The organism is Fibrisoma montanum, from assembly GCF_003583365.1.
In the GTDB taxonomy this organism is placed as follows: Bacteria; Bacteroidota; Bacteroidia; order Cytophagales; family Spirosomataceae; genus Fibrisoma; species Fibrisoma montanum.
This window is the reverse complement of sequence record NZ_QXED01000001.1, coordinates 75,304-100,268: the sequence shown is the minus strand read 5'-3', so window position 1 is coordinate 100,268 and position 24,965 is coordinate 75,304. Positions and strand designations below refer to the sequence as shown.

Below are 24,965 nucleotides of genomic sequence, written 5' to 3'. Positions count from 1 at the left end.
TCACAAAAGTAGAAACACCGTCGGTTTTTTGTGTAGATCGGGCGTCTGACTTTTCCAGTCACGAATCGTCAGCGTTCGAACAAAAGCGTCGGGGGCCGTCAGGTTGCAGGCTACGCACAGGCGCGTGTCGGGCTGGCAATTGGCCAGTATATCGGCAAACAGGGCGTTGTTGCGGTAGGGCGTTTCCATGAAAATCTGGGTTTGCCGTCGCTGATGCGCTTCTTTGTCGAGGAACCTGAGCGCCCGCGACCGGTCGTGCCGGTCGATGGGCAGGTAGCCATGAAACACGAACGACTGACCACTCAGCCCCGACGCCATCAGGGCCAGCAGAATTGACGAGGGCCCGACGAGCGGCATCACTGACCACCCCAGTTTATGAGCAATAGCCACCGCTACGGCTCCCGGATCGGCCACACCCGGGCAACCGGCTTCGGACAAAACGCCCGCGTTACGCTGCTGCTTGGCCAGTTCCTGCAACTGCTGCCGGGTTTCGGCTTCCGGCGTATCCTTATCCAGGTCGTAAAAGAGCGTTTCGTCAATTACGCGGCCGGTTTTCAGACCGCTGATGAAGCGCCGGGCCGTTCGGAGGTTCTCGACGAAGTAGGCATCGGTCTGGCTGATCACCTCCCTGACCTGGGCGGGTAATACCTGTTCGGCCGTGTCGTCGGCGAGGGTAGTAGGAATTAGATAGAGCGTCGGCATAGGATGTAAACGCAGAGAAGCAGAGATAACGCAGAGCGCGCAAAGTAACTCTGTGTGCTCTGCGTTATCTCTGCTTCTCTGCGTTTAAGAAATGAATTTCATCAGTGCATCTACAAATTCATCCGGCTTTTCGGCCTGTACCCAGTGTCCGGCGTCTTCGATGGTTTCCACAACAACGTTAGGGAAGATTCGCCGGATGGTTGGAATGTCCTCATCCAGGATGTACGGCGATTTCCGGCCACGGATAAACAGCGTCGGCGCTTCAACGATCTGAGGATTTGTCAGTTCTTCACCGATGCCATGCAGTTCACGCTCGATAACCGGCAGGTTCAATCGCCAGTCGAATTGTCCCTGCTGATTGCGGTACAGGTTTTTCAGCAAAAACTGACGAACAGGCAGCGAGGGCTCGTACTGACTCAGAACGGCATCGGCATCGTTTCGGCTGGTGATACCCAGCAAGTCGATGGCTTTCAAGCCCCGGACGAGTTCGGCATGATGGACCGGATAGAATTTAGGGGCAATATCGACCACAACCAGTTTCTGAAACGTACCGGGATACAGCATAGCGTACTGCATCACCGTTTTTCCCCCCATGGAATGGCCAATTAGAATGGGCTGCTCAATGGCATGATCCGTAATGAATTCGCGCAGATCGTCGGCCATGTGCAGGTAACTGAAATCATCGCTATGGGGCGACTGACCGTGGTTACGCTGATCGAGCATGAAAACACGGTATCCCTGAGCCGCTATGGTTTTGCTGACGGTCAGCCAGTTGTCTGAGGAACCAAAAACGCCGTGAAGGATAAGAATAGCAGGGCCGGTGTCGCCGACCAGACGGTGGTAAAGTTTCATTTTTGTTTAACCGCAAAGACGCAGGGAATGCGCAAAGGTCGCCGAGTTTTTTTGCGTTCGCAGCATCCCCTTCGCACCCTCTGTATTGACTATCAATTTACATACACTACTCTGTCGCGTTTTGCGACCAGTTCGCCGAAGGGTTGCAGGGATAAGTCGTTTTCGACCGCGACGCGCTCAAATTCGGTCGTACTGGCTGGATCGACAGCGATGAGCAGACCACCCGATGTCTGCGGGTCGGCGAGCACGTACCGCTGGGTTTCGGTCAGTTCGGCAATTTTATGCCCGTAGCTGTCCCAATTCCGGACCGTACCGCCGGGGAAGCTTTTCTGTGCCAGATAGTCCTCTATGACCGGCAGTTTGGGAACGGCGTCAAAGTCGATGACGGCGCTAAGGCCGCTGCCCTCAGCCATTTCGGTCAGGTGGCCCAGCAGCCCAAAACCCGTTACGTCGGTCAGGGCCCTGACGTAGGGCAGGCGACCGAGTACCGCGCCGAAGCTGTTGAGCCGGGCCATCTGCGCCGGGGCCAGATCAGCGTGTTCGGGCTTCAGAATCCCTTTTTTCTGCGCGGTGGTCAGGATACCAACACCGAGCGGCTTGGTCAGATAAAGCTGACAGCCTTCGGTGGCGGTGTTATTCTGTTTGAGATGGTCGAGCCGGACTTTGCCCGTTACGGCCAGACCAAAAATCGGTTCCGGCGAGTCGATACTGTGACCACCGGCCAGCGGAATGCCGGCTTCCAGGCAGATGGCCCGACTGCCTTCCAGGACCTGCCCCGCTACGTCGGGCGGCAGTTTGTCGATTGGCCAGCCCAGAATGGCGATGGCCATGATGGGTTCGCCCCCCATCGCGTAGACGTCGCTGATGGCATTGGCCGACGCAATCCGGCCAAAATCGAACGCATCGTCTACAATAGGCATGAAAAAATCGGTGGTACTGATAATGGCTTTGCCGTTGCCAAGGTCCATCACGGCCGCATCGTCGCGGGAATCGTTGCCGACCAGCAGTTTTTCGTAGCGCGGCTGAAAAGCCGTAGCATTCGAGTGCAAGATCTGATCAAGAATCTTGGGGGAGATCTTACAACCGCAACCGGCCCCATGACTGTATTGTGTGAGCCTGACAGGCGTTGTCTCAGTTGATATCATAATGGCGTAAAAGTAACAAAGGAACACCCGTAAACTCTCTAACTACGCGCAAACAGTCCGAATGGTTCGACCGGACCTGAGGAGGATGAACCGGCCTTTGAATGACTTAACAAAAACTTAACATTCTGGAATAGCATCTAAAACCTTTGAAATTTACTTATTCTGGGATATTTAGCCGATGTAGGCTTTATGATGGTATTTTTTGAAGAGAGGGTACGTTGCAGCGACAAGAAAAATGTATCATCTTTGCGGCCGTTTTGGACCGTAACCTAGTAAAAACACTCTCCAAACTAAATTTAATAAAACCAACCAAATCTATGTACAAAAATCTACTGCATTTGCGAGCGGCCCTGGTGTTGTTTTGCAGTATGCTTTTAGCCGTGCTGGGTCACAGTGTGGCTGTAGGTCAGGGGGTAACGACTTCCACCATCAACGGATTCGTTACAGATGATAAGGGGAGCGCTTTGCCCGGCGCAACAGTCGTCGCCGTTCACCTACCGTCAGGGACTCGTTACGGATCCGTAACTAATGAACAGGGTCGGTACAATTTCCCGACTGTTCGGATTGGAGGTCCTTACCGGATTACAGTAACCTTCGTTGGCTTTCGTGAGCAGGTAAAAGAAGGGTTCAACGCCAACCTTGGATCGGCTGTTAACGTTGATTTTAAACTGGCCGACGAAAGCAGCCAGTTGAACGAAGTTGTGGTAACAGGCAGCCGGAGCGATATCTTCAGTTCAGACCGGACGGGTGCTGCTACCAGCATCAGCACGCAGCAGTTGCAGACACTGCCGACGGTTACGCGTCAGTTGAGTGACTTTACACGTCTGACTCCTCAGGGTAACGGCTCGAGTTTTGGTGGCCAGGATTCTCGCTTCAACAACATCACCGTAGATGGCTCTGTTTTCAACAGCAGCTTCGGCCTTGGTACGGGTAACCAGCCCGGTACGCGTACGGGCGTAGCACCGATCTCAATCGATGCCATTGAAGAAGTTCAGGTAAGTTTGGCCCCCTACGACGTTCGTCAGGGTAGCTTTGCCGGTGCTGGTATCAACGCCGTAACCCGCTCGGGAACCAACGAATTCTCGGGTTCTGCCTTCCACTTCCAGAAGAGCCCCAGCCTGATCGGTAAGACAGCTAGTGATTTACCGGTGGTAATCGGGTCGTTTAAGCAGACGCAGTCAGGTTTCCGGTTGGGTGGTCCGATTGTTAAGAACAAACTGTTTTTCTTCGTGAACGGTGAGTTCGACCGTCGTACCGAGCCTGCCACAACCTGGGTAGCTACCCGGCCTGGCACGCAGCAGAGCGGTAACATATCACGTACGCTCGCATCTGATCTCGACAACGTGAGCCAGTTCCTGCAGCAACGCTTCAACTATACAACTGGTCCTTACGAAAACTTCGACAATGCGACTATCGCTGATAAGCTCCTGGCCAAAATCGACTGGAACATCAATGATAACCACAAGTTGAGTGTTCGGTACTCATACCTGAACTCAGACGCTGATGTACTGATCAGTAACAGTAACTCACTGGGCTTCGGTAACCGTCGGACGAACATCAACTCGATGTCTTTCGAAAACTCAGGCTACATCATCAATGAAGACATTCAGTCGGTCATTGCCCAGCTGAACTCGAACTTCAAAAACAAGTTTGCCAATAACCTGATCGTTGGTTACACGTATCAGAATGAAGACCGGGGTTACAAGGGGTCTATCTTCCCGACGGTCGACGTATTGAGTGGCAACCAGAACTACCTATCGTTCGGTTTTGATCCGTTTACGCCGAACAACAAGCTGAACTACAGCACGTTCCAGTTACAGGATAACTTCCAGTACTTCGCCGGTAAGCATACGCTGACGGCTGGTGTGAACCTGGAGCGGATCGTTACCAACAACGTGTTCAACTCAGGTACGAATGGCGTTTACATCTTCAACTCGCTGAACGATTTCTATTCGGCTGCCAACGCGTATCTGGATAACCCGGCCCTGACTCAGTCGCCGGTAACGGTCAACCGTTTCCAGCTGCGCTACTCGCTGCTGCCAGGTGGTGCTGAGCCGGTACAGCAGTTGAAAATCTGGTACTACGGTGCGTACCTGCAGGACGAATGGCAGGCTAACGATCGCCTGAAAATAACCCTGGGTCTGCGTGGCGACGTGCCGAGCTTCGAGAATACGGCGTATACAAACTCGTATATCGATGGGCTGACGTTCCGCAATCCGGATGGTAGCCCGCTGCGTGTGCAGACGGGTAAACTGCCGGATGCCAAGGTGCTTTTCTCACCTCGTCTGGGCTTCAACTTCGACGTGAAGGGTGATAAGACCATTCAGGTACGTGGTGGAACGGGTATCTTCACGGGTCGTCCTCCGTTCGTGTGGATCTCGAACCAGGTGGGTAACAATGGCGTACTGACCGGTCTGCTGGATGTATCGAACTCACGTAACTATCCGTTCGTTGCCGATCCGTCACGTTTCATCCCGGCTAACCCAACGAGCCCGATTTCCAATACGGCCATTACGTTTGACATTGCCGCAACATCTCAGAACTTCCGGTTCCCGCAGGTATGGCGGTCTAACTTAGCCCTAGATACCCGCCTGCCGTTCGGTATTATCGGTACGCTGGAAGGTCTCTTCACCAAGACGCTGAACAACGCGAACTATATCGATGCAAACCGCGAACCGGCAACTGGTACGTTCACTGGTCCGGATCAGCGTCCGCGTTTTCCGGGTTCTGGCCTGACGGGTGCTAACCTGAACAATGCCATCCGGATCAACGACCGGGTTGTGCAGAACATCGTTCTGGGTAACACCAACAAAGGCTATGCGTACTCACTGACGGCCAAACTGGAGCGGCCGTTCGGACGCGGTTTCAACGCGATGGTGGCTTATACATACGGCCAGTCAAAGGATATTGTTAACCCGGGTAGCGTAGCGTCGGGTTCATGGACAAGTATCCGCTCGATACGTGGTAATAACTATCCGGATCTGGCTTTCTCTGACTTCGATCAGCGCCACCGGGCAATCGGTTCGTTGTCGTACCGGAAAGAATACGGTGGTCGTTTTGGAGGAGCAACCCAGATCGGTCTGTTCATGGAAGCTCGTAACATTGGCCGCTACACGTACAGCTACGGTGGCGACATGAACGGCGACGGTGTGACGAACAACGACCTGATTTATGTTCCGAATAATGCCAGCGAAATCACATTCCTGCCGTTGACGGCCGGCTCGGGTCCGACCTCGGTAACGTTCACTGCGGCTCAGCAGCAGGCAGCCTGGGATGCGTACATCAATCAGGATGAGTACCTGAGCAGCCGCCGTGGTCAGTACGCTGAGCGGAATGGTGGTCTGCTGCCGTGGATCTTCCAGGCCGACCTGAGCCTTGTGCAGGAGTTCTACTTGCGGGTGGGCGGCAAGCGCAACTCCATTCAGTTCCGGGTTGACGTCCAGAACGTAGGTAACCTGCTTAACGACAACTGGGGTGTGTTTAAGATAGTTAGACAGACTCAGCCGATCAGTTACGCTGGTGTAACGGCCCAGGGCGTACCACAATTCCGACTGGTTTCTCAGACCGGTGCTGATGGACGACCGGTGCTGCCATCGCAGACGTTTACGACCAGTGCCGGTATTGGTAGTGTTTACCAGGCGCAGCTTGGCATCCGGTACACGTTTAACTAATACCAATAAATCTGATTATTGAGAACGCCCGGCTGAGGTCAGCCGGGCGTTCTTTTTTTATGCTACCTGATGTTGACCGGCCAGACACGCTGATAACCGTTGAGCAGACGCCGACTTTCCTGCTATTAACAAATTCTTAATATCCTCACGGTAAGATAGGGAACATCCCTCTAAACAATATATATCCAAATGGTATTAAGGCAGTTAGAAGCTGTTTTGAGTTTTTGAAGATGTTGTTCTATAGGAATAAATATACACTTGCTGTAGCTGGATCTTCACAAGCCTGAAATTGATTCTGCAAACCAGTTTAACAACTAAAAGTATCGGTTATGTACAAAAGATTACTGCGTTTTCGGACAGCGTTGATGTTGTTTGGCAGTATACTGTCAGCCATGCTGGGAAGCAGTGCGGTATTAGCGCAAGGGGTAACAACTTCATCAATCAACGGGGTAGTAACTGATCAGAAAGGGGAGGAACTGCCCGGCGCTACGGTGGTGGCCGTTCTCGTACCCTCCGGAACCCGGTATGGCACGACAACCAACGCACAGGGCCGCTATAACTTACCGGCGGTTCGCGTTGGGGGTCCGTACCGGATTACGGTTACTTATGTCGGTTATCAGGAGCAGACACGGGAAATTGCGTTTGTCGAATTGAATACGCCCATATCGGCCAACTTTACGCTGGCTGAAGAAGGGCAGCAGCTGTCGGAAGTGGTAATTACGTCGCAGCGAGGAGGGATCATCGACTCCGAGCGGACGGGCGTATCAACGAACCTGCGTCGCGAGAACTTTGAACGGTTGCCGGCGCTTAACCGGAACTTCACCGATTTGAGTACGCTGACACCTCAGGCGGGTCCCGGCTTTTCGTTTGGTGGGCGTTCAAACCTGTACAATAACTTCTCAATCGACGGCTCAACGGCCAACAACGTGTTTGGCCTGACGGCGCTACCCGGTGGCCAGTCGGGTACGACTCCGGTGAGTATCGACGCTATTGATCAGTTGAACGTATCGATTTCGCCCTACGATGTGAGCCAGGGTTCCTTCACCGGTGCCGGTGTAAACGCCGTGACCCGGAGCGGTACAAACCGGTTCGAGGGGTCGGCCTACGGTTTTTACCGGAACCAGAGCTTTGTCGGACGTCGGGTAGAAGGGCAGGAGCAACCGCAGGGGAACTTCAGTTTCTACAATGTAGGAGCCCGTCTGGGCGGTCCGATCATCAAAAACAAACTGTTTTTCTTTGCCAACGTTGAGCAGCAGCGCCAGGCCAACCCTGCCGTTCTGTTTCCAATCGGCAGTACTGACGCGCAGGGACGCCCAACGCAGCAGACCCAACAGGCCGAGCAGTTACGGCAACTGCGTGAATTCCTGATTACGCCAAACAACGGCAAAAGCTGGACGTTCGATCCGGGTTCGCTCGATAACTTTGATCAGCTCAATCAGAGCCTGAAGTTCCTCGTCAAAATTGACTGGAACATCAGCGATAAGCATAAGCTGACCGTACGGTATAACCAGTTGGATTCGTTCAGCGACGTACCGCCCAGCAACTCCGGTGGGTTTACGTCGGCTCCTCCGGGTGGCCGGCAGAACAACGTCAACGCCCTGCCGTATTCGTTTTCGTGGTACCGGATCAACCAGAACCTGCGCTCGATCATTGGTGAGTTGAACTCAACGTTCGGCAACAAATTCGCCAATAACCTCCAACTAGGCTACTCGGCCTTCCGGGATTTCCGCGAAGGCGGTGGTGGTGTACCAACGCCCAACTTCCCGACGGTGGACATAGTTGGCCCGAACGGCAACACGCTGACTACGTTCGGTGCGGAACCGTTTACGCCGAACAACGTGCTGAATCAGGATGTCGTGCAGTTAAACGACAAGTTTGACATTTTCCTGGGTAAGCACACCGTATCAGTCGGTACGGCGAATGAATTTTACCACTTCTACAACGGCTTTACTCCGCAGATCAGAGGGGTGTACCAATTCAACAGTGTTCAGGATTTCATCGCAAACGCAACGAATCCAACGCAGGCGAACGCCCCAACGCAGTATGCACTGCAATATTCAGCCGTTCCGGGGACGCCGGTTCCGGTGGCCGAGTTCAACGCAGCCCAGTTGGGATTCTATGTTCAGGATGCCTTTAGCGTCACCAAAAATTTTCGCCTGACGGGAGGAATCCGGCTGGATATTCCAACCTATAACGATGACAATCTGTTGCAAAACAGGGTTGTTGAGACTTTGACGTTTGCCAATAACGAACGAATTCAGGTAAATCAGTTGCCAAGAACGAATTACCTGTTATCTCCACGTGTTGGCTTTAACTGGGATGTGCTGGGTGATCGCTCGTTGCAATTACGGGGTGGTACGGGCGTCTTTACCGGTCGGGTGCCGTTCGTATGGCTGTCTAATCAGGTGAGTAATAACGGGGTGTTCTTTGGGACGGAATTGGCCCAAGGGCAGGCGAATGTATTCACCCGCGGTTTCAACTTCCGACCGGAGCCGTACGCACCCACAAGCCTGACAGGACAGCCGGGTGAACCACTGGCATCGACATTTACAATCAACGCCACAACGCCTAACTTCAAATTTCCGCAGGTGTGGCGGTCAAGCATTGGTCTTGACAAGACGTTACCGGGGAACTGGATTGTGACGTTGGATGCGATTTATTCCAAGGACATCAACGCCGTGTATATCCGCGATGCCAATCTGGCTGATCCGGTTGGTACGCTGGCCGGCGATGGTCGCCCGGTATTTGGAAATGCAGCGGGCGTAGCCAATGTGAATCCGCCCTTCGACCGTCGTATCAACGACCGGATCGTGCAGGCACTGGTATTGGATAACATTCAGCGCGGGTATTCAATCAGTTTAACCGCACAGATTCAGAAACGGCTGACACGCGGTCTGGAAGCGTCACTGGCGTATACCTTCACAGACTCGAAAGACGTAAACGCTCAGTCGGCATCAACGGCGGGTAGCCTGTACACGGGGCAGGCCGTTGTAAATAGCCCTAACCAGCCGAACCTGTCGTACTCGAATAACCTGGTACCGCATCGCGTGGTCGGTTATCTGCAATACCGGTTTGAGTACCTGAATAACCTGGCTACGACGATCGCGCTGACCTACACTGGGCAGTCGACGGGTAACTTCTCGTACGTGTACGGCGGTAACCCGAACAACGACGGTATCAGCAACAACGACCTGATCTACGTACCGCGTAATCAGAACGAGATTGTGCTGGTAACGACCAACGCGCAGGATACCCGTACTCCGCAGCAGATCTGGGACCAGTTGAACGCCTATATCGAGCAGGACCCGTACCTGAGCAAGCGTCGTGGACAATATGCCGAGCGGAACGGCGCTTTCCTGCCGTGGCAGAATCTGGTTAACTTCCGTTTGCTACAGGATTTCTACGTCCGGGCCGGTGAGCGTCGGCATACGCTTCAGTTCTCGGCCGAGGTGGTTAACCTGCTGAACCTGGTTAGCTCTAACCTGGGTCTGGCGCAGTCGACCCAGCGGACCAACCTGCTGAACTTCATAGGCTACGAAACGCCGAACACCAACACGGCAGCTACAACCGGACGGCCCATATACACATTTACGGAAGTTTCGCCGGGCCAGGCGCTGACCAGTTCGTTCACCAACAACCTCACCTTGAATTCGCGCTGGCAGCTTCAACTGGGTTTACGGTATATTTTCTAATGGTTCAACGGGCAATCAAACGATACGATACAGCATGAAATATACATGGAATCAACTGAGCGCCGTAGTCGCAGCCGCTTTTCTATCGACGGCGCTGTTTACGGCCTGTCAGGATACGGATTATCCTGATCCGCAGCCGGCCACGGGACCTTCGACCAACCAGGCGCGTTTCCTCTTCGTAAATGCGGCTCCCGGCGTACCGGCGCTGAACTTCTTCATCGAGAACAATCAGGTGGGGCAGGCGCTGCAATTTGGCCAAAGCGCGAGCGCTTATGCGCCTGCTCAGGCCGGATCAATTCAACTCCGGGCCCGGGCCGCTTCAGGGCAGCTTGGGGGCGTATTGGGCAGCAACGACATCGTGTTTCGGGCCGGGGCAACCAATCAGAACAATTTCAGCGCCAATGCGAATACGAGTTATACCGTGTTCGTGACGGATACGCTGAATCGCCCACGTCCGACAACCGCCAATGCGACAAACTTAGGAGGGCCACAGTTTGTCGTGGTTACGGATACACTGACCGCCCCGGATGCCAATACAGCCCGGGTACGGGTGTTTAACTTTGCACCAGATGTATCGCCGGTTTCGGTACGCTTACTGAACCCAACCACAAACCAGGGCGCTGCAACGTTCCCAAATCGGGCGTACAGCAACGTATCTGCAACCAATCTGCGATATACAAACATACCGGCCGGTACGTATACCGTTCAGGTGTATACGCAGGCTTCGGTTCCGTCGGCCCCTACGACCCCTGCGTCAACAACGGCGAACGTAACGCTGGCCGGCGGGAAGATTTACACCATCTATGCGGCCGGCCTGTTGCGGAATCGAAGCCTGAGCGTCGGGACGGTTCTGCATAACTGATAGTGGGTTATACTTTTGCCTTGATACTACATATTACCCCAAACCCCTGAAGGCGGTCGGCCGTTGTCGGCTCAGCGCTGCTGAGCCAGGCTCTTTAACTGACATGAGTTATGTATAAGTGACAGCTAGATCCACTGAAGGACAGCTAACAAGTTGGTTTATTTTTGTCATCCCGACGCCAGGAGGGATCTTCGGATGAGGCTAACATTCTCTCCAGCTACCGAAGATCCCTCCTGGCGTCGGGATGACAAAATCCGCCTTCCATGGCTCAAATGCCTGGCTATAATTCACGGTAAATAGCAGCGCTAAGCCGGCAACGGCCGACCGCCTTCAGGGGTTTGGGGTAATTTACTGAAGCAGCCTTTTCTAACTTTCACGTATTAAGAGATCGCCATTGATTCGGCTCCTTTTCGCTTCAACTCATCCGTAGCGGCCTGATAGCCGGCTACGATCACCCTCCCAATATCGTCCGATGTAAACTTCATCAGGTTCAGATACAGCGGTTCGTGCGGGCGAACGACCGTCAGGTGCATTGGCCGACCGTGGAGCTGTTCGCGCTCAGCAAAGCGTTCGGCCCAGGCGATGTCGTTGTTAACCAGCTGGTTGACCGTAATATCTTTGATGCGGTCGGCCAGGTTCAGCAGATTTCGGTAGTTGAACTTCTCGTTGTATATCTTTCGGGCGTGGCAGGCCACACAAACAAGTTCGGTAGCGCCGTCTTCGATAGCAACGCGCAGGGGCGCTACTTCGCGCAGGCCGCCGTCGAGGAAAGCCCTCCGATGATCGCCACCAATCTGTACGGCCGGCATCAGAAACGGCAGGGCGCTGCTCGCGTAGAGATAATCCAGAAAATTAGGATCACTGGCTTCGGCATACACCATGTCGCCCTCAACAATATCCACCGCGCCCACTTTGAGTACCACCGGACCATTTTTGAGGGTTTCCAGGTCAACGTGATTGCGAATGAGGGTTTTGATCGGCGAATTATCCAGAAAGCCGTCGAAGCGGCTCATCAGCGTGTTGTAGCCCATACGGAACCGCGACCGGATGACGGCCACATCCTGCGGACGGGTGATGTTACGTATCCAGAATTCAATCAGGTATTTACCCGCCCGAACCCAATCCACCTGACCCGACTCAGCGTACTGACGGGCCGCTTCATTAGCGAGAAAGGTAGCGTTGAGGCTACCCACCGAAATGCCATAAATACGATCGGGAACGAACCCGCTTTCGAGCAAAGCGAGCGTAGCACCAGCCTGAAACGCTCCTTTGAGCGACCCACCGCCGAGCACAAGGGCTTTGGTGGGTGGTTGAGTAGGTTCTGCAACAACGGATGGGTGCGGAACGGGGGGCGTTGGATTGTTAATCATTAATGATTGAACGATGGTATATAGTCAGTAAGTTGTAGCATTTTGTTGGATAAACAAAGTGAAACCGATTAAGGGTTTAGGGTATGGTCATTCCTTTTCTAAGCGGCTTTTTTCGGTCTGCTCATTCCTTACTATACTTGCCGGAAATTAGGTCAGTACGAACGCAAGTCAGAAAGGCGGCACCGGCGGGGCATCCCCCGGATTGAGGCCAGAACCTTACTGAAGTCCCTGCGGTTTTCTCTGTACTGACGAATGCACTTACTAACCAGAAAATGTCGTTAACCGTCGCCGATATACAAGCCCCGATAGCTGCCGAAATGGTGTTGTTCGAGCAGAAATTCCGGGACTTGATGAAGAGCGACGTCATGCTGCTCGACCAGATCATGAATTACATCGTGAAACGGAAGGGCAAGCAGCTGCGCCCGATGTTCGTCTTTCTGACGGCGGGCGTCTGTGGCCAGATCACCGAATCGACCTACCGTGGGGCGGCTCTCATTGAACTACTGCATACCGCCACACTCGTTCACGACGACGTAGTCGACGATTCGAACTACCGACGCGGTTTTTTCTCCATCAATGCGCTCTGGAAGAACAAAGTAGCCGTGCTGGTGGGCGACTACCTGCTTTCGCGGGGGCTGCTCCTATCGGTCGATAATAACGATTTTGACCTGCTCCAGATTGTTTCGACGGCCGTGCGGGAAATCAGTGAAGGCGAACTCCTCCAAATCGAAAAAGCCCGTCGGCTCGACATAACCGAGGATGTGTACTACGAAATCATCCGGCAGAAAACCGCTTCGCTGATTGCGGCTTGCTGCGCGGTTGGTGCCCGGTCGGCCCTGGTTGATAAGGAGGTTACCGAAAAGGCCCGGCTATTCGGCGAAAAAGTAGGGATTGCGTTTCAGATCAAAGACGACCTGTTCGACTACGGTACGGCCGAAGTCGGCAAGCCGCTGGGTATTGACATCAAGGAGAAAAAAATGACGCTGCCCCTGATCTACGCACTGCGTCAGGCCGATTACTGGAAGAAACGCCGGATGATCAACATCGTCAAGAACGAAAGCGATAACCCCCGCAAAGTAGCCGAAGTAATTGATTTCGTTAAGTTGTCGGGAGGCATCGAATACGCTACTAAAGCCATGAACCAGTACGTAGCCGAAGCGCACGGCCTGCTGGAAACCTTTCCGGAGTCAACGTACCGCAGGTCGCTGGAACAGTTGGTTCAGTACACGATCGAGCGGAGTAAATAAGGGTGGATTTATAGTTTAGTAAGTTTGTGGTTTGTAGTTCGTCATTGGAATGTTAAACTACGAACTACAAACCACAAACCCACTAAACTACTTCTTCCGGCTGGTTGTCTTCTGCGAAAACAGCTTGTGAAAGTCCGGGCTTTCCGTTTTCATCCACCTATCCCAGAATGTGAAATAAAGTCCGTAGTTGTAGCGGAACTGTGAGTGGTGCAGGCCGTGATGCGTAGCACCGATCAGCCAGCGGCCGAGCCAGTGCCGGTCGAAATCGCGTGGGTAAATTTCGGTATTCAGGTGGTTAATGGCGCTCGAAATGGTCATAATCAGCAGCACAATACCTGCGGCCGTGATGTGCAATGGAAGCAGAAACATCAGGGCGGGAATGATAATGGCCTGTAGCGTACTTTCAATAGGATGAAACGAAAACGAGGTCCAGGCCGACGTCGTGATGCTGTCGTGATGCGTTTTATGAATCCAGCGGTACACACCGGGCCGGTGCATCCAGCGGTGCAGCCAATAGTAGTACGTTTCGTGCAGAAACAACACCAGCAGAATGCTGATCGGGTACCAATACCACGGGTAATCCGACAGGTTAGTGTAGATGCGGGTGTAGCCCGCCTGCCAGGCAAGCAGCATACCCATCGCCATGGCCGTAAAAATCAGGGATGTCAGCCCCGACCAGCCAATTTCCCGAAGGTGCTGATAGGGGCGTCGGGGACGGGTCTGTACTTCACGGTGAGCAAACTGCTCTTTCATGGTGATGTTAAACAGCCACCAGAAGGTAACCGAAAACAGCACGTAGCGCCCAAATATGCCGATAAAGAACCCCAGGGCTGTTAGCCAGAAACGAATCGGTTCCGAAATATCAATCATAAACATGCAACATAACTACTGGATAACGTAGAGGTAGCTAGTGGCTGGCCTGTGTATAAGCGCGCTTTTCGGCAAAATGTTATACCCGCCATATACTTACTTTTCTAACGGAGTATGACATCCCAACGAAGCTGAAGCTACGGGCTTGTTGCCTGAACGTTAACAAACGTAGTGATGTTCGGTCTCCGCTGAAACCTTACGTATCTTTGCGGACAAATTACTCTTTGATATTCAATAGCGCATGTTGTCAGCAAGACTTCTTCGGTTGGCCGGTGGGTTGTCCTTCCTCGCCATGGCCTGTACTACGTTTGCCCAGTCGAAAAAAGCAGCCCCCACCACCCGTTTCCCCGACCGTCCTAAGCTTGTCGTAGGCATTGTGGTCGATCAGATGCGGTACGATTATTTATATCGATACTACACTAAATACGGAACGGCCGGTTTTCGGCGGCTGATGGATGAGGGGTTCAACTGCCGTAATAATCACTACCATTACGCTGCCACCTATACCGGTCCGGGTCATGCAGCTATCTACACAGGTTCGGCCCCGGCGCTGAACGGGATTGTCGGCAACGACTTTTACGACCGTACGCTGGGGCGGATGGTGTACTGCGCCGAAGATACCACCGTTAGTACCGTCGGCAACAGCGGAACGGCCGGAAAAATGTCGCCCCGCAACCTGCTGGTAACTACCATCGGCGATCAGTTGAAACTGGCTACCGACGGCCAGGCTAAAGTGATCGGTATTGCACTGAAAGACCGGGGCGCTATCCTGCCTGCCGGCCATGCGGCCAACGCAGCCTACTGGTTCGACTCGAAAGACGGTAACTTCATCAGCAGTTCGTTCTACCAGAGCGAGTTGCCGGACTGGGTGCAGGCGTTCAACAACCGCAAACTGGGCGATAAATTCCTGAGCCAGAAGTGGGAACCGCTGCTGGCCATGAATCAATACACCGAAAGTACGACCGACGATCAGGCATTTGAAGCCGCTCTGACGGGTGAGTCCAAAGCCGTTTTTCCGCACGAATTTGTTGCTACGTCGGGTGGGAGCAAATACGAAATTCTACGGACCAGCCCGTACGGCGATCAGATCACCAAAGAGTTTGCGCTGGCTGCGCTGAAAGGTGAACAACTCGGTCAGGACAACGTAACGGACCTGCTTTGCGTTAGCTTTTCTTCGCCCGACTACATCGGCCACGCGTTCGGCACGCATGCCGTCGAAACGGAAGATAACTACATCCGGCTCGACCGCCAGCTGGCCGATCTGTTCAACCAACTGGATGCTACGGTCGGGAAAGGTGAATGGACGGCCTTCCTGTCGGCCGATCACGGCGTCGCCGACGTACCGGGGTTCGCAAAGACGTACCGGATTCCGGCCGACGTGAAAAGCTACGGCGAGGTAGGAGATGCCGTAAAAGCTGCGCTGGCGAAAGCCTACGGTCCCGGGCAGTGGATGCTGACTTACTTCAACCAGCAGGTCTATCTCAACCACGCGTTGCTGGCCGAGAAGAAGATCGCCATTCAGGAAGTATATGAGCTCATCAAAAGCACGCTGCTCAATCAGAAAGGGGTGATCAATGTACTGAATCTGAATAATCTGGGCGCCGAAGCGTTTCCGGAAATCCAGCTGAACATGCTGCGGAATGTGTACCACCCCAAACGCAGTGGCGACTTCTACGTCATGTTCCAGTCGGGCTGGTTTGAGGGCCGGACGAAAGGAACCACGCACGGCACAACCTACGCCTATGATACCCACGTACCCTTCCTGCTGTATGGCTGGGGGGTTCGGCCGGGCCAGACTGTCCGCCGGACGCAGATCGCCGACATTGCCCCGACGCTTGCGGCCTTACTGGGCATTCTTGAACCCAGCGGCAGCATTGGTCATCCCGTAGAAGAAGCCCTGAAGTAGCAATGGAGTAACGTCATATTCTGAACGAACAGGGGCGGAATAGTGTCAGGGTCTGAACCTGCCATCATGCCGCCCCCGTTCATTTATAAAATAAACTCCACTTCCTTAAAGCCGAAATAGCGCATCTGGCCATCAACCGCAATAGCCAGTCGTCCGGCTTCATCAATACCGGTGATAACGCCCCGAAAACGCATCTGATTGGCCGCGAACCAGTGTTCTTCCTGATACCGGAACAGAGTTTGCAGGTAAGCCGCCCGCAGCGTACCGCGCTGGCCCGCCCGGAGCTGGAGGTAGCGCTGCTCCAGTTTTTCGCTTAGTTGAGCCAGCAGACCAGGTAAGTCATAACCACTCAGGAGAGGGGCCTGTTGTTGCAGCGACGTAGCGTTGGCGTACATGAACTCCGTCTGGTTGATATTTAAGCCAATACCCACCACCGACCACGCCAGATTATAACCTTGTAAGATATTTTCGATCAGGATACCACCCAACTTCTGTTTTTCTACGTATATATCATTGGGCCACTTAATACGCAGTTCGTCGCCGATCAGGGGGCTAAGTGTATCGAAGATGCCGAGCGAAACGGCCATGTTTAGCCAGAACTGTTCGCTGGCGTTCAGGAAGGTTGGGCGTAGAATCAGCGAAAATGTCAGGTTTTGACCAGCCGTAGCCTCCCAGTGGTTCCCCCGCTGCCCGCGACCGGCTATTTGTCGGTCAGTAATGACAATAGTCCCTTCGATAGGGTCATGTTGGGCAATGAGTTGGGCTGCCTCGTCGTTGGTTGACTGACAGCTTGGCAGATATTTGGTATTTTGTCCAACAAAAAAGGATTTGGGATAGATTTTGTACAAATTTTTGTTTAGTTTAGTGAAGGGAAGCTAATGAATGGTGCAAAAACAGCACATAGATGTCTGGATGGCAATGTACCCGCTGGTTGGCTTATGGTGCAATGTTAAACCGAAAGCATGAGAATTAACAACAATAACCACGTTACCGCCGAACAATTGCGCGACCTCGTCGTGAAAGGAATGCAGGAAAAAAAAGCCACCGACGTTGTTGTGATGGACCTGCGGAACGTAAAGAATGCCATTTGTGATTACTTTGTCATTTGTTCGGGTAACTCCGACACGCAGATTGACGCAATTTCAACCTCCATCGAAGAGGAAGTGTATAAAGCCAGCCATCAGGATCCCTGGCACAAGGAAGGAAAACTGAACCGTGAATGGATTCTGCTGGATTATGTCGATGTTGTGGCGCACGTGTTCAAGAAAGACCGCCGGTCTTTCTACGACCTGGAGCAGCTCTGGGGCGATGCCGAAATTCACTACGTCGATGAGCCGGTTTTAACAACGGCTGCCTAAGTTTATCGGTTGATTGAGCCAATGCGAACAGGTCGGTTTCAATCAACCGTTTATTGAACATATAAACCGCCTGTCCGAACCGTTTCGTCAGAGAAACATTCACCTTCGAAACGGTGTTACCCAATGAAATCCGTTTGTACAACCTGAGGAAATGTCAGAAAACAACAATAGAAATCCGTTAGCACCCCGGGGGCCGCGTAAACCTAACTTCCAGGGGTGGATTGTCGCTTTACTGATTGCCGCTATCCTGGGGATTACATTCTTCAACAAAAGCAGCGCCACCCGCGAAATCTCGCAGAAGCGCTTTGAGCGAATGGTGAAGGATCGTGAAGTCGCCGAGGTAGTGGTGGTCAATGACAAAATTGCCGAGGTAACACTCACCCAGCAAGCTGCACAAAGTCCGAAATACCGGGGGTACTTCTCCGATAAGCCGTATTTTGGGGCTAACCATGGGCCGCACTTCCAGTTCCAGATTGCCTCAGGCGAAACTTTCAAGAAAGACCTTGATGAGTTGCAGCAGGGCCTTCCCGACAACGAGAAGATTGATTATCGATTTGAACAGCGGGGCGACTGGAGCCAGTGGATTGGCACCTGGGGCTTCCTGATTATCATGATCCTGGCTATGTATTTTCTGTTGGGCCGGATGTCCGGCGCCGGTGGACCTGGTGGCCAGATATTCAACATCGGTAAGTCGCGGGCTGCCCTGTTTGATGCCGAAAACAAGGTGAAAATTACGTTCAACGACGTAGCTGGCCTTGACGAAGCCAAAGAGGAGATTAAAGAGATTGTCGATTACCTGAAGAATCCGACCAAGTTTACGAAGCTGGGAGCCAAGATCCCTAAAGGCGCACTCCTGATCGGCCCTCCAGGTACCGGTAAGACTCTGCTGGCAAAGGCTGTCGCGGGCGAAGCCGGGGTACCGTTCTTCTCCCTGTCAGGCTCCGACTTCGTCGAGATGTTCGTGGGCGTTGGGGCTGCCCGGGTACGTGACCTGTTCAAGCAGGCCAAAGAGAAAGCGCCGTGTATCATCTTCATCGACGAAATTGACGCCGTGGGTCGTTCGCGGGGCCGGGGTTCTATGCCGGGCGCCAACGACGAACGGGAAAATACGCTGAACTCGCTGTTGGTGGAGATGGATGGTTTTGCTACCGACTCCGGTATCATCATCCTGGCCGCTACCAACCGTCCGGACGTACTGGACCCGGCGTTGCAGCGTCCTGGCCGTTTCGACCGCCAGATCAGCATTGATAAGCCGGACATCGTTGGGCGTGAAGCCATCTTTAAGGTCCACCTGAAGCCATTGAAACTGTCTCAGGATGTGGAGCCGAAAGATCTGGCTGCTCAAACACCTGGTTTCGCGGGGGCTGAAATTGCAAACGTATGTAACGAAGCCGCCCTGATTGCCGCTCGTCGTGATAAAGAACTGATCGAAATGCAGGACTTCCAGGACGCGATGGACCGTGTAATTGGTGGTCTGGAAAAGAAGAACAAGATCATCTCACCCGAAGAGAAAGAGATTGTGGCCTTCCATGAAGCCGGTCACGCGGTAGCGGGCTGGTATCTTGAACACGCCGACCCACTCGTAAAGGTAACGATTGTGCCGCGTGGTGTGGCCGCGCTGGGCTATGCGCAGTACCTTCCGCGTGAGCAGTACCTGTATCGGACTGAGCAGCTCATGGACGAAATGTGCATGGCGCTGGGCGGACGGGCGGCCGAAGACCTCGTGTTCGGTAAGATTTCGACGGGGGCGCTGAGCGATCTTGAACGTATCACAAAGCTGGCGTACAGCATGGTGACGATGTACGGTATGAACGATGTGATCGGCAACGTTTCTTTCTACGATTCAAAGCAGTCAGAATATTCGTTCAATAAGCCGTATTCGGAAGAAACAGCCAAGCATATCGACGAAGAAGTTCGCAAGATCGTTGATCAGGCCTACAACCGGACGAAAGAAATGTTGAGCCAGAAGCGCGGAGCCTTGGATATCATTGCTAAGGAGCTGCTCGAAAAAGAAATACTGTACCAGAATGACCTGGAACGGTTGATCGGCAAGCGGCCGTTCGAACGCGAAACGGTTTATCAGGCATACAAAAACAAAGGAGCAGAGGTAAAAGAGGAGATCGGCCGCGAGGCTAAACCCGCCGAAACGGAGCCTCAATCGCTACCCATGTAATCCATTTGCTAATAGATAAAAAATAAGGCCGGTGTTCACACCGGCCTTATTTTTTGCCCAGCTCGATTGCCTGCATATCCATGATTTGCCGGTCATCGAGCGAAAACCGAACAATAGTCCGCATCTGGTGAAAGCCGGTTTTCCCGGCGGCCCCGGGATTCATGTACAACAGACCCGGCAGGTTCGGGTCACGCACAATTTTCAGAATGTGCGAATGGCCACAAATGAACAGGTCCGGGGTATTGATCTGTAAGTTGGGCCGGACAACTGGATTGTACTTGGGCGGTGCCCCGCCGATGTGAGTCATCCAGATGTCGAACCCTTCCAGCGTAAATCGGAGGTGAGCAGGCAGGGCACCGGTTTCCTGGTCGATATTCCCACAAACGGCCCTGACCGGCTTGAAACCCTTAAGCTGTTCCAGCACAGCCAACGATCCTACATCGCCCGCGTGCCAGATTTCGTCGCAGGTATCGAAATAAGTAAATACCTGAGGGTCGAGGTAACTGTGCGTATCGGAAATAAGGCCAATTCGAGTCATGGTTCAAACGAGAGATCGCTGAGTGAAACGCAAAATACGGAAACTCTGTGTTCTCTGTGCGTAACTCAGCGATCTCTGCGTTTACATCCTAAGCCGAAATCCCTAAGATTAAATCTTTCATCTCCGAGCGAATCTTCTTCTTATCAATCTTTCCAACGCTCGTCTTGGGTATCTCCGGTACAAACACAATGCGGTCGGGTACGTACCATTTGTTCAGTTCGCCCCGCTGAACTTTCTCCAGCAGACTTGTTCTAATCTGATCAGCTGTTACTTCTGCTGCGTCGGGTTTTCGAACGATGAGCGCGTGCGGACGCTCCCCCCATTTATCGTCAGGAAGGCCAACGACGGCCGCTTCGGCCACTCCGACCGTCTGCGAAAGCAAATCTTCAATTTCAAGCGATGAAATCCATTCGCCACCGGTTTTGATTACGTCTTTGGTTCGGTCGGCAATCTGAAGCCAGTTGTCGGGCGTAATGGTCGCTACGTCGCCAGTGTGCAGCCAGCCATCGCGCCAGAGTTCGGCACTTCGCTCGGGTTCTTTGTAGTAGCCCTGCGTGAGCCAGGGCGCATGGACAACAACCTCGCCCAGCGACTGCCCATCATGCGGAACATCGTTTCCGTTTTCGTCGACCAGTCGAAGGTCAACAAACGGAGCGATCCGGCCGGCACGGGCCCGTAGTTCAACCTGCTCGTTGATAGGAAGCGGCTTTTCCTGATCATTCAGGTACGTAATGGTTAGCACCGGGGCGGTTTCGGACATGCCATAACCGGCGTACACCGAAATGTTTAGCTCCAGCGCGGCCCGGGCGAGCCCCTTGGTAAGCGCCGACCCCCCAATGATGACTTTCCAGCGGCTCAGGTCGACCTGTTTTGCTACCGGACTCGTGACGAGCATGTTCAGGATTGTTGGAACGCAGTGCGACAACGTAACGCCTTCTTTGAGCAGCAGCCGAAGCAACATTTCAGGTTCGTACCGACCGGGATACACCTGCTTCACCGACAGCATGGTAGCCAGGAACGGGAAGCCCCAAGCATGGACATGGAACATGGGTGTAATGGGCATGTAGACATCGGCAGCCGATCGGAACGGCACGGCTTCATAACCAACCACGTAGCTGAGCAGCCCCATGGTATGCATAAACAACTGCCGGTGAGAGAAGTAAACACCTTTGGGTTGGCCGGTGGTACCGGTTGTATAGAACGTAGTGGCCCAGGTGTTTTCGTCAAAATCAGGGAAGTCGAACTGGTCGGAGGCTTCTTTTAACAAGCGTTCGTATTCACCCTCAAAACCATCCGGAACAGCTACCTCCGGCGAATCGGTATACACCTTATCGCTAATCAAAACAAACTGGCTTACTGTCGTCAACTGGCCTTTAATGCCTTGTAGAATTGGCAGGAAATCTTCATGAATCAGCACAATCCTGTCTTCAGCATGATTCATTGTGTAAAGAATCTGAGCCGGCGACAGCCGGACGTTGATGGTGTGAAGGATAGCCCCCAGACTGGTTACGCCGAAGAAGCACTCCAGGTACCGGTGGCTGTCCCAGTCGAATACAGCCACGGTGTCGCCCGGACCGACGCCCAGATTGGTGAGTACGTTTGCAAGCTGACGAACCCGACGGTTAAAATCGACGTACGTCATTCGAAACAGGTCGCGATAAACGATTTCGCGTTGGGGTTCGTATTTCAAGGATTGAGCCACCAAGTGCTTAATCAACATGGGCGTTTCATAAGCCTGGTCAGTACGGGGGATCAGCTTGGTCTTGGTCATAAACGGCGAGAATATTTAGAATTAAAGATACCCTTATATAACGCATCCAACAAAGTTTTGTATAAAGCATACGTCCATTCCGCCTGGTTTGACAAAATCAATTGAGTATGTATTGAACTATGAATAGTTATTTTTATAGAATTTTAAAAAATATTTTATTAATAATATTATAAAAAAATAAACTTAATTGTAGAATTGTATTTAATTTTAATGGAAGTAATTCGTTAATCACGAACGTTAACGTCAGCAACCAACCAATCTCAGTATGACAAACAAGTATGTATCAGCGGGTGTATTTGTAGCCGTTTTGGGACTTACAGGCTGTTCAAAGGACGGCGCAGTTGAGCAGCAGACCAAACCAGAGTTGGCGGTATCGACCACAGCCGAACAGGCGTATCCGGGACAAAGCGGAGAGCCCAGGACCGCTTACTTTTTCGGCCAGAAACTGGTATATCAGGCTATTAACGGCGAGGCTGTGTTCGAAGGCGACATGCTCCTTAATCCGGCCGATCTGCGCGATGATCCCTACACCGAAACCCAGGGAACAGGTCGTACCCGGGCCTCGTCGCGGTGGCCGGGTAAAGTGGTTTATTACAGCATTGACCCGTCGTTGCCAAACCAGACGCGCGTGACGAGTGCCATTGCCCATTGGGAAGCTAATACGCCAATCCGGTTTGTGCAGCGTACTACGCAGAGCGCTTACGTCGTGTTCAGGCCGGGGAGCGGCTGTTCGTCGTCCGTAGGTTACACCGGTGGGGTTCAGTATATAAATCTGGCCAGTGGTTGCTCAACCGGGAATACCATTCATGAGGTTGGTCATGCCATCGGCTTATGGCACGAACATACCCGCGCTGATCGCAACAATTACGTTACCGTTAACCTGAACAACGTGACGCCGGGTTATGAAAGCAATTTTCAGACCTACGTAGAGTTGGGTCGCGACGGGTTCGACTACACCGGGGGGCTCGATTTCGGGTCGATCATGCTGTACAGTTCCTACGACTTTTCAAAAAATGGTCTGCCGACACTCACCAGAAAAGATGGGTCGACGTTCGTAGGGCAGCGTAATGGCTTGTCGCCGACGGATATCAATACCGTAAAATACATGTACCCGTAAGCTGCTGTTTTTCAATTAAATAAGGCAGTATTATAAAAACACTAGCTCGTCCTGATGAGTTAATCAGCTAACCATTTTAGTGTACGCTGATTACCAACGGAGCGACGCCATGTCTCTGGCCGGTGGTAAGCGCACGTACACGCAACTACCTGCCATAATGAGTGAAAAACCGTTCTATGCGCCAACGCTTACGCTGTTTGATTGCGTGAGTCGTCATGATTTTGATACGCTCGCCGACCTGTGCGACGACGATTTTGGCATCATTGATCTCGACCCGGAGGGGAAGAGCGTGCCAATTACCAACCGGGCCGAGTGGGAAAACTGGTTTCGTACGCTATTCAAGCGTCTGGATGAGATGAAGGCACACACCTACACCGAGATTCGGACGTATGATGCCCTGCAAACGGCCGAAATGGGTTATTCGGTGGTGAACTTTGATCAGTTTCTGGAAGTGGGCGATCAGAAGCTGAAATTCAACTGCATCACTACAATCATCTGGAAACATACGGATCGTGGGTGGAAAGAATCCCGCTGGCATTGCTCTCTGATTCAGGCACCGGTTCCAGTCTGACCGGTACGAACCCTGCAACGTACAAACGCCCGACCAATTGGCCGGGCGTTTCGTTACGGTAGGTGTACACTCAACTAGCTACTATCTCATCGCGGCAGGCTCGCCGGAGTTGTATTGTCGATCAGCTGTACGCTGATAAGGAGCTTCGAAATGGGCTCCCGAGTTACTTACGGCCGCTGAATAAACGACCAGACCAAATCCAATTTTGTTGATTGCATCGCCGACGTTGTAGATCAGATCGATGTTGATGTTCAGCCCGGCTAACAAACCACCCGGAATCATCATGTAGCCAATCGGGTAGATTGCCCAGCCAACCAGTACAAACCAGCGTAGCAGCGATACAGCCCGCAGGGTAGAGCGGTCGTTCGACGCATCAGCAATCTTCTTGACGTCGCCCAGGTAGATTTCGTAAAGAATACCAATGTAGCCCAGGGTCGACACAGCACCCCAGATCGGGCTATTGTCGCGGTCGATGGCTTCGCCAATGTAGCCAAACACCAGCATGAAAACGGAGTAGCCGATCAGTTTCCACATCGTCCCGATTTTGCCACCATACGGTTTAATGATCAGGTAAAATTCAACACACATCAGCGGAACCGTCAGGGTCCAGTCGATGTAGCGGAATTCCGTCGGCGACGAGTTCGTTTCGAGGTACTGATCGCGCATGTAGAAGTAGTGAACAGCAGCAATCATAGTAATCAGACCCGAGATCAGCAGCGACGTTTTCCAGTGGCCTTCCACTTGAGAACGTTCAAAAAAGAAAAAAACCGATGCAGCAAACATGGCCATATAGCCAGTAAAGAAGGTAAAGCCAACTACGTCGCCCGGACGTAGTTCACCAGCTTGTAACAGCAGGGTGGGTAGGTTTAAAGTTTCCATTACGACAAGGTTAACTATGAAATTGATCGTTTAACTATCAGCCGTTTGGCTTTACTGAGAAACGGAGCGTTTACAAAAACTGTTTAAAGTTTATTGAAAAAAACTAAACAAGATAACAATGCGGTCTATCGAAAGTAATATGCAACGACTATTTTACGGCTTCATTTCCAGAAAAAAGCGTATTCAATACGTTCTGGACGGTATTTCCTTTACATATGATTTGTTTAATAAGATAAGTAAA

18 protein-coding genes are annotated in these 24,965 nt (G+C 52.6%); 9 read left to right on the top strand and 9 right to left on the bottom strand.

Annotated features, from left to right (window positions below; translation table 11 throughout):
- The 3 genes from DYU11_RS00450 to selD form a co-directional block, all read right to left on the bottom strand.
- Positions 1-702 carry an SAM-dependent methyltransferase gene (locus DYU11_RS00450; RefSeq protein WP_119665684.1) on the bottom strand — a complete coding sequence of 234 codons (702 nt, stop codon included), beginning with the start codon at positions 700-702 and terminating at the stop codon, positions 1-3.
- Between the two features lie 84 nt (positions 703-786).
- Positions 787-1,554, bottom strand: a complete 768-nt coding sequence (locus DYU11_RS00445) for an alpha/beta fold hydrolase (protein WP_119665683.1) — start codon at positions 1,552-1,554, stop codon at positions 787-789.
- 92 nt (positions 1,555-1,646) lie between these two features.
- Entirely contained in the window at positions 1,647-2,699 is a 1,053-nt protein-coding gene (gene selD, locus DYU11_RS00440) for a selenide, water dikinase SelD (protein WP_119665682.1), read from the bottom strand.
- 317 nt (positions 2,700-3,016) lie between these two features.
- Between selD and DYU11_RS00435 the strand changes: the two genes are divergently transcribed.
- The 3 genes from DYU11_RS00435 (at position 3,017) to DYU11_RS00425 (ending at position 10,924) form a co-directional block, all read left to right on the top strand.
- A complete protein-coding gene (locus DYU11_RS00435) occupies positions 3,017-6,370 on the top strand; it encodes a TonB-dependent receptor (RefSeq protein ID WP_119665681.1) in 3,354 nt (1,117 codons plus the stop codon).
- Positions 6,371-6,699: 329 nt separating this feature from the next.
- Complete coding sequence (locus tag DYU11_RS00430; RefSeq protein ID WP_229365646.1) at positions 6,700-10,062, top strand: TonB-dependent receptor; 3,363 nt, start codon at positions 6,700-6,702, stop codon at positions 10,060-10,062.
- A gap of 34 nt (positions 10,063-10,096) precedes the next feature.
- Positions 10,097-10,924, top strand: a complete 828-nt coding sequence (locus DYU11_RS00425) for a DUF4397 domain-containing protein (RefSeq protein ID WP_119665680.1) — start codon at positions 10,097-10,099, stop codon at positions 10,922-10,924.
- A gap of 380 nt (positions 10,925-11,304) precedes the next feature.
- Here DYU11_RS00425 and DYU11_RS00420 read toward each other — a convergent pair whose 3' ends face one another.
- On the bottom strand, positions 11,305-12,294 hold the full coding sequence (locus DYU11_RS00420; protein ID WP_119665679.1) for a patatin-like phospholipase family protein: 990 nt from the start codon (positions 12,292-12,294) through the stop codon (positions 11,305-11,307).
- Between the two features lie 272 nt (positions 12,295-12,566).
- Between DYU11_RS00420 and DYU11_RS00415 the strand changes: the two genes are divergently transcribed.
- On the top strand, positions 12,567-13,541 hold the full coding sequence (locus tag DYU11_RS00415) for a polyprenyl synthetase family protein (RefSeq protein ID WP_119665678.1): 975 nt from the start codon (positions 12,567-12,569) through the stop codon (positions 13,539-13,541).
- A gap of 87 nt (positions 13,542-13,628) precedes the next feature.
- On the opposite strand, the gene DYU11_RS00410 is transcribed toward DYU11_RS00415, so the two are convergent.
- Positions 13,629-14,411 carry a sterol desaturase family protein gene (locus DYU11_RS00410; RefSeq protein WP_119666654.1) on the bottom strand — a complete coding sequence of 261 codons (783 nt, stop codon included), beginning with the start codon at positions 14,409-14,411 and terminating at the stop codon, positions 13,629-13,631.
- A gap of 292 nt (positions 14,412-14,703) precedes the next feature.
- On the opposite strand from DYU11_RS00410, the gene pafA reads away from it, so the two are divergent.
- Positions 14,704-16,317 (top strand): alkaline phosphatase PafA, encoded by a 1,614-nt coding sequence (gene pafA / locus DYU11_RS00405; RefSeq protein WP_229365645.1) that lies wholly within the window; start codon positions 14,704-14,706, stop codon positions 16,315-16,317.
- A gap of 83 nt (positions 16,318-16,400) precedes the next feature.
- Here the strand turns inward: pafA and DYU11_RS00400 are convergent, their stop codons facing one another.
- Positions 16,401-17,165: a biotin--[acetyl-CoA-carboxylase] ligase gene (locus DYU11_RS00400; protein WP_119665676.1), complete on the bottom strand. Its 765-nt coding sequence runs from the start codon at positions 17,163-17,165 to the stop codon at positions 16,401-16,403.
- Between the two features lie 114 nt (positions 17,166-17,279).
- Between DYU11_RS00400 and rsfS the strand changes: the two genes are divergently transcribed.
- Both rsfS and ftsH read left to right on the top strand, forming a co-directional pair.
- On the top strand, positions 17,280-17,675 hold the full coding sequence (rsfS, locus tag DYU11_RS00395) for a ribosome silencing factor (RefSeq protein WP_119665675.1): 396 nt from the start codon (positions 17,280-17,282) through the stop codon (positions 17,673-17,675).
- A 151-nt stretch (positions 17,676-17,826) separates the two neighbouring features.
- Positions 17,827-19,848, top strand: coding sequence for an ATP-dependent zinc metalloprotease FtsH (gene ftsH / locus DYU11_RS00390; protein WP_119665674.1), 2,022 nt, complete (start codon positions 17,827-17,829; stop codon positions 19,846-19,848).
- A gap of 46 nt (positions 19,849-19,894) precedes the next feature.
- On the opposite strand, the gene DYU11_RS00385 is transcribed toward ftsH, so the two are convergent.
- On the bottom strand, positions 19,895-20,386 hold the full coding sequence (locus tag DYU11_RS00385) for a metallophosphoesterase family protein (protein ID WP_119665673.1): 492 nt from the start codon (positions 20,384-20,386) through the stop codon (positions 19,895-19,897).
- A gap of 88 nt (positions 20,387-20,474) precedes the next feature.
- Entirely contained in the window at positions 20,475-22,157 is a 1,683-nt protein-coding gene (locus tag DYU11_RS00380; RefSeq protein WP_119665672.1) for a fatty acid--CoA ligase, read from the bottom strand.
- Between the two features lie 265 nt (positions 22,158-22,422).
- Between DYU11_RS00380 and DYU11_RS00375 the strand changes: the two genes are divergently transcribed.
- Complete coding sequence (locus DYU11_RS00375) at positions 22,423-23,274, top strand: M12 family metallopeptidase (protein WP_119665671.1); 852 nt, start codon at positions 22,423-22,425, stop codon at positions 23,272-23,274.
- A 79-nt stretch (positions 23,275-23,353) separates the two neighbouring features.
- Positions 23,354-23,845 carry a nuclear transport factor 2 family protein gene (locus DYU11_RS00370; protein ID WP_147367862.1) on the top strand — a complete coding sequence of 164 codons (492 nt, stop codon included), beginning with the start codon at positions 23,354-23,356 and terminating at the stop codon, positions 23,843-23,845.
- 81 nt (positions 23,846-23,926) lie between these two features.
- Here the strand turns inward: DYU11_RS00370 and DYU11_RS00365 are convergent, their stop codons facing one another.
- On the bottom strand, positions 23,927-24,724 hold the full coding sequence (locus tag DYU11_RS00365; RefSeq protein WP_119665669.1) for a bacteriorhodopsin-like: 798 nt from the start codon (positions 24,722-24,724) through the stop codon (positions 23,927-23,929).
- Positions 24,725-24,965 lie beyond the last annotated feature (241 nt).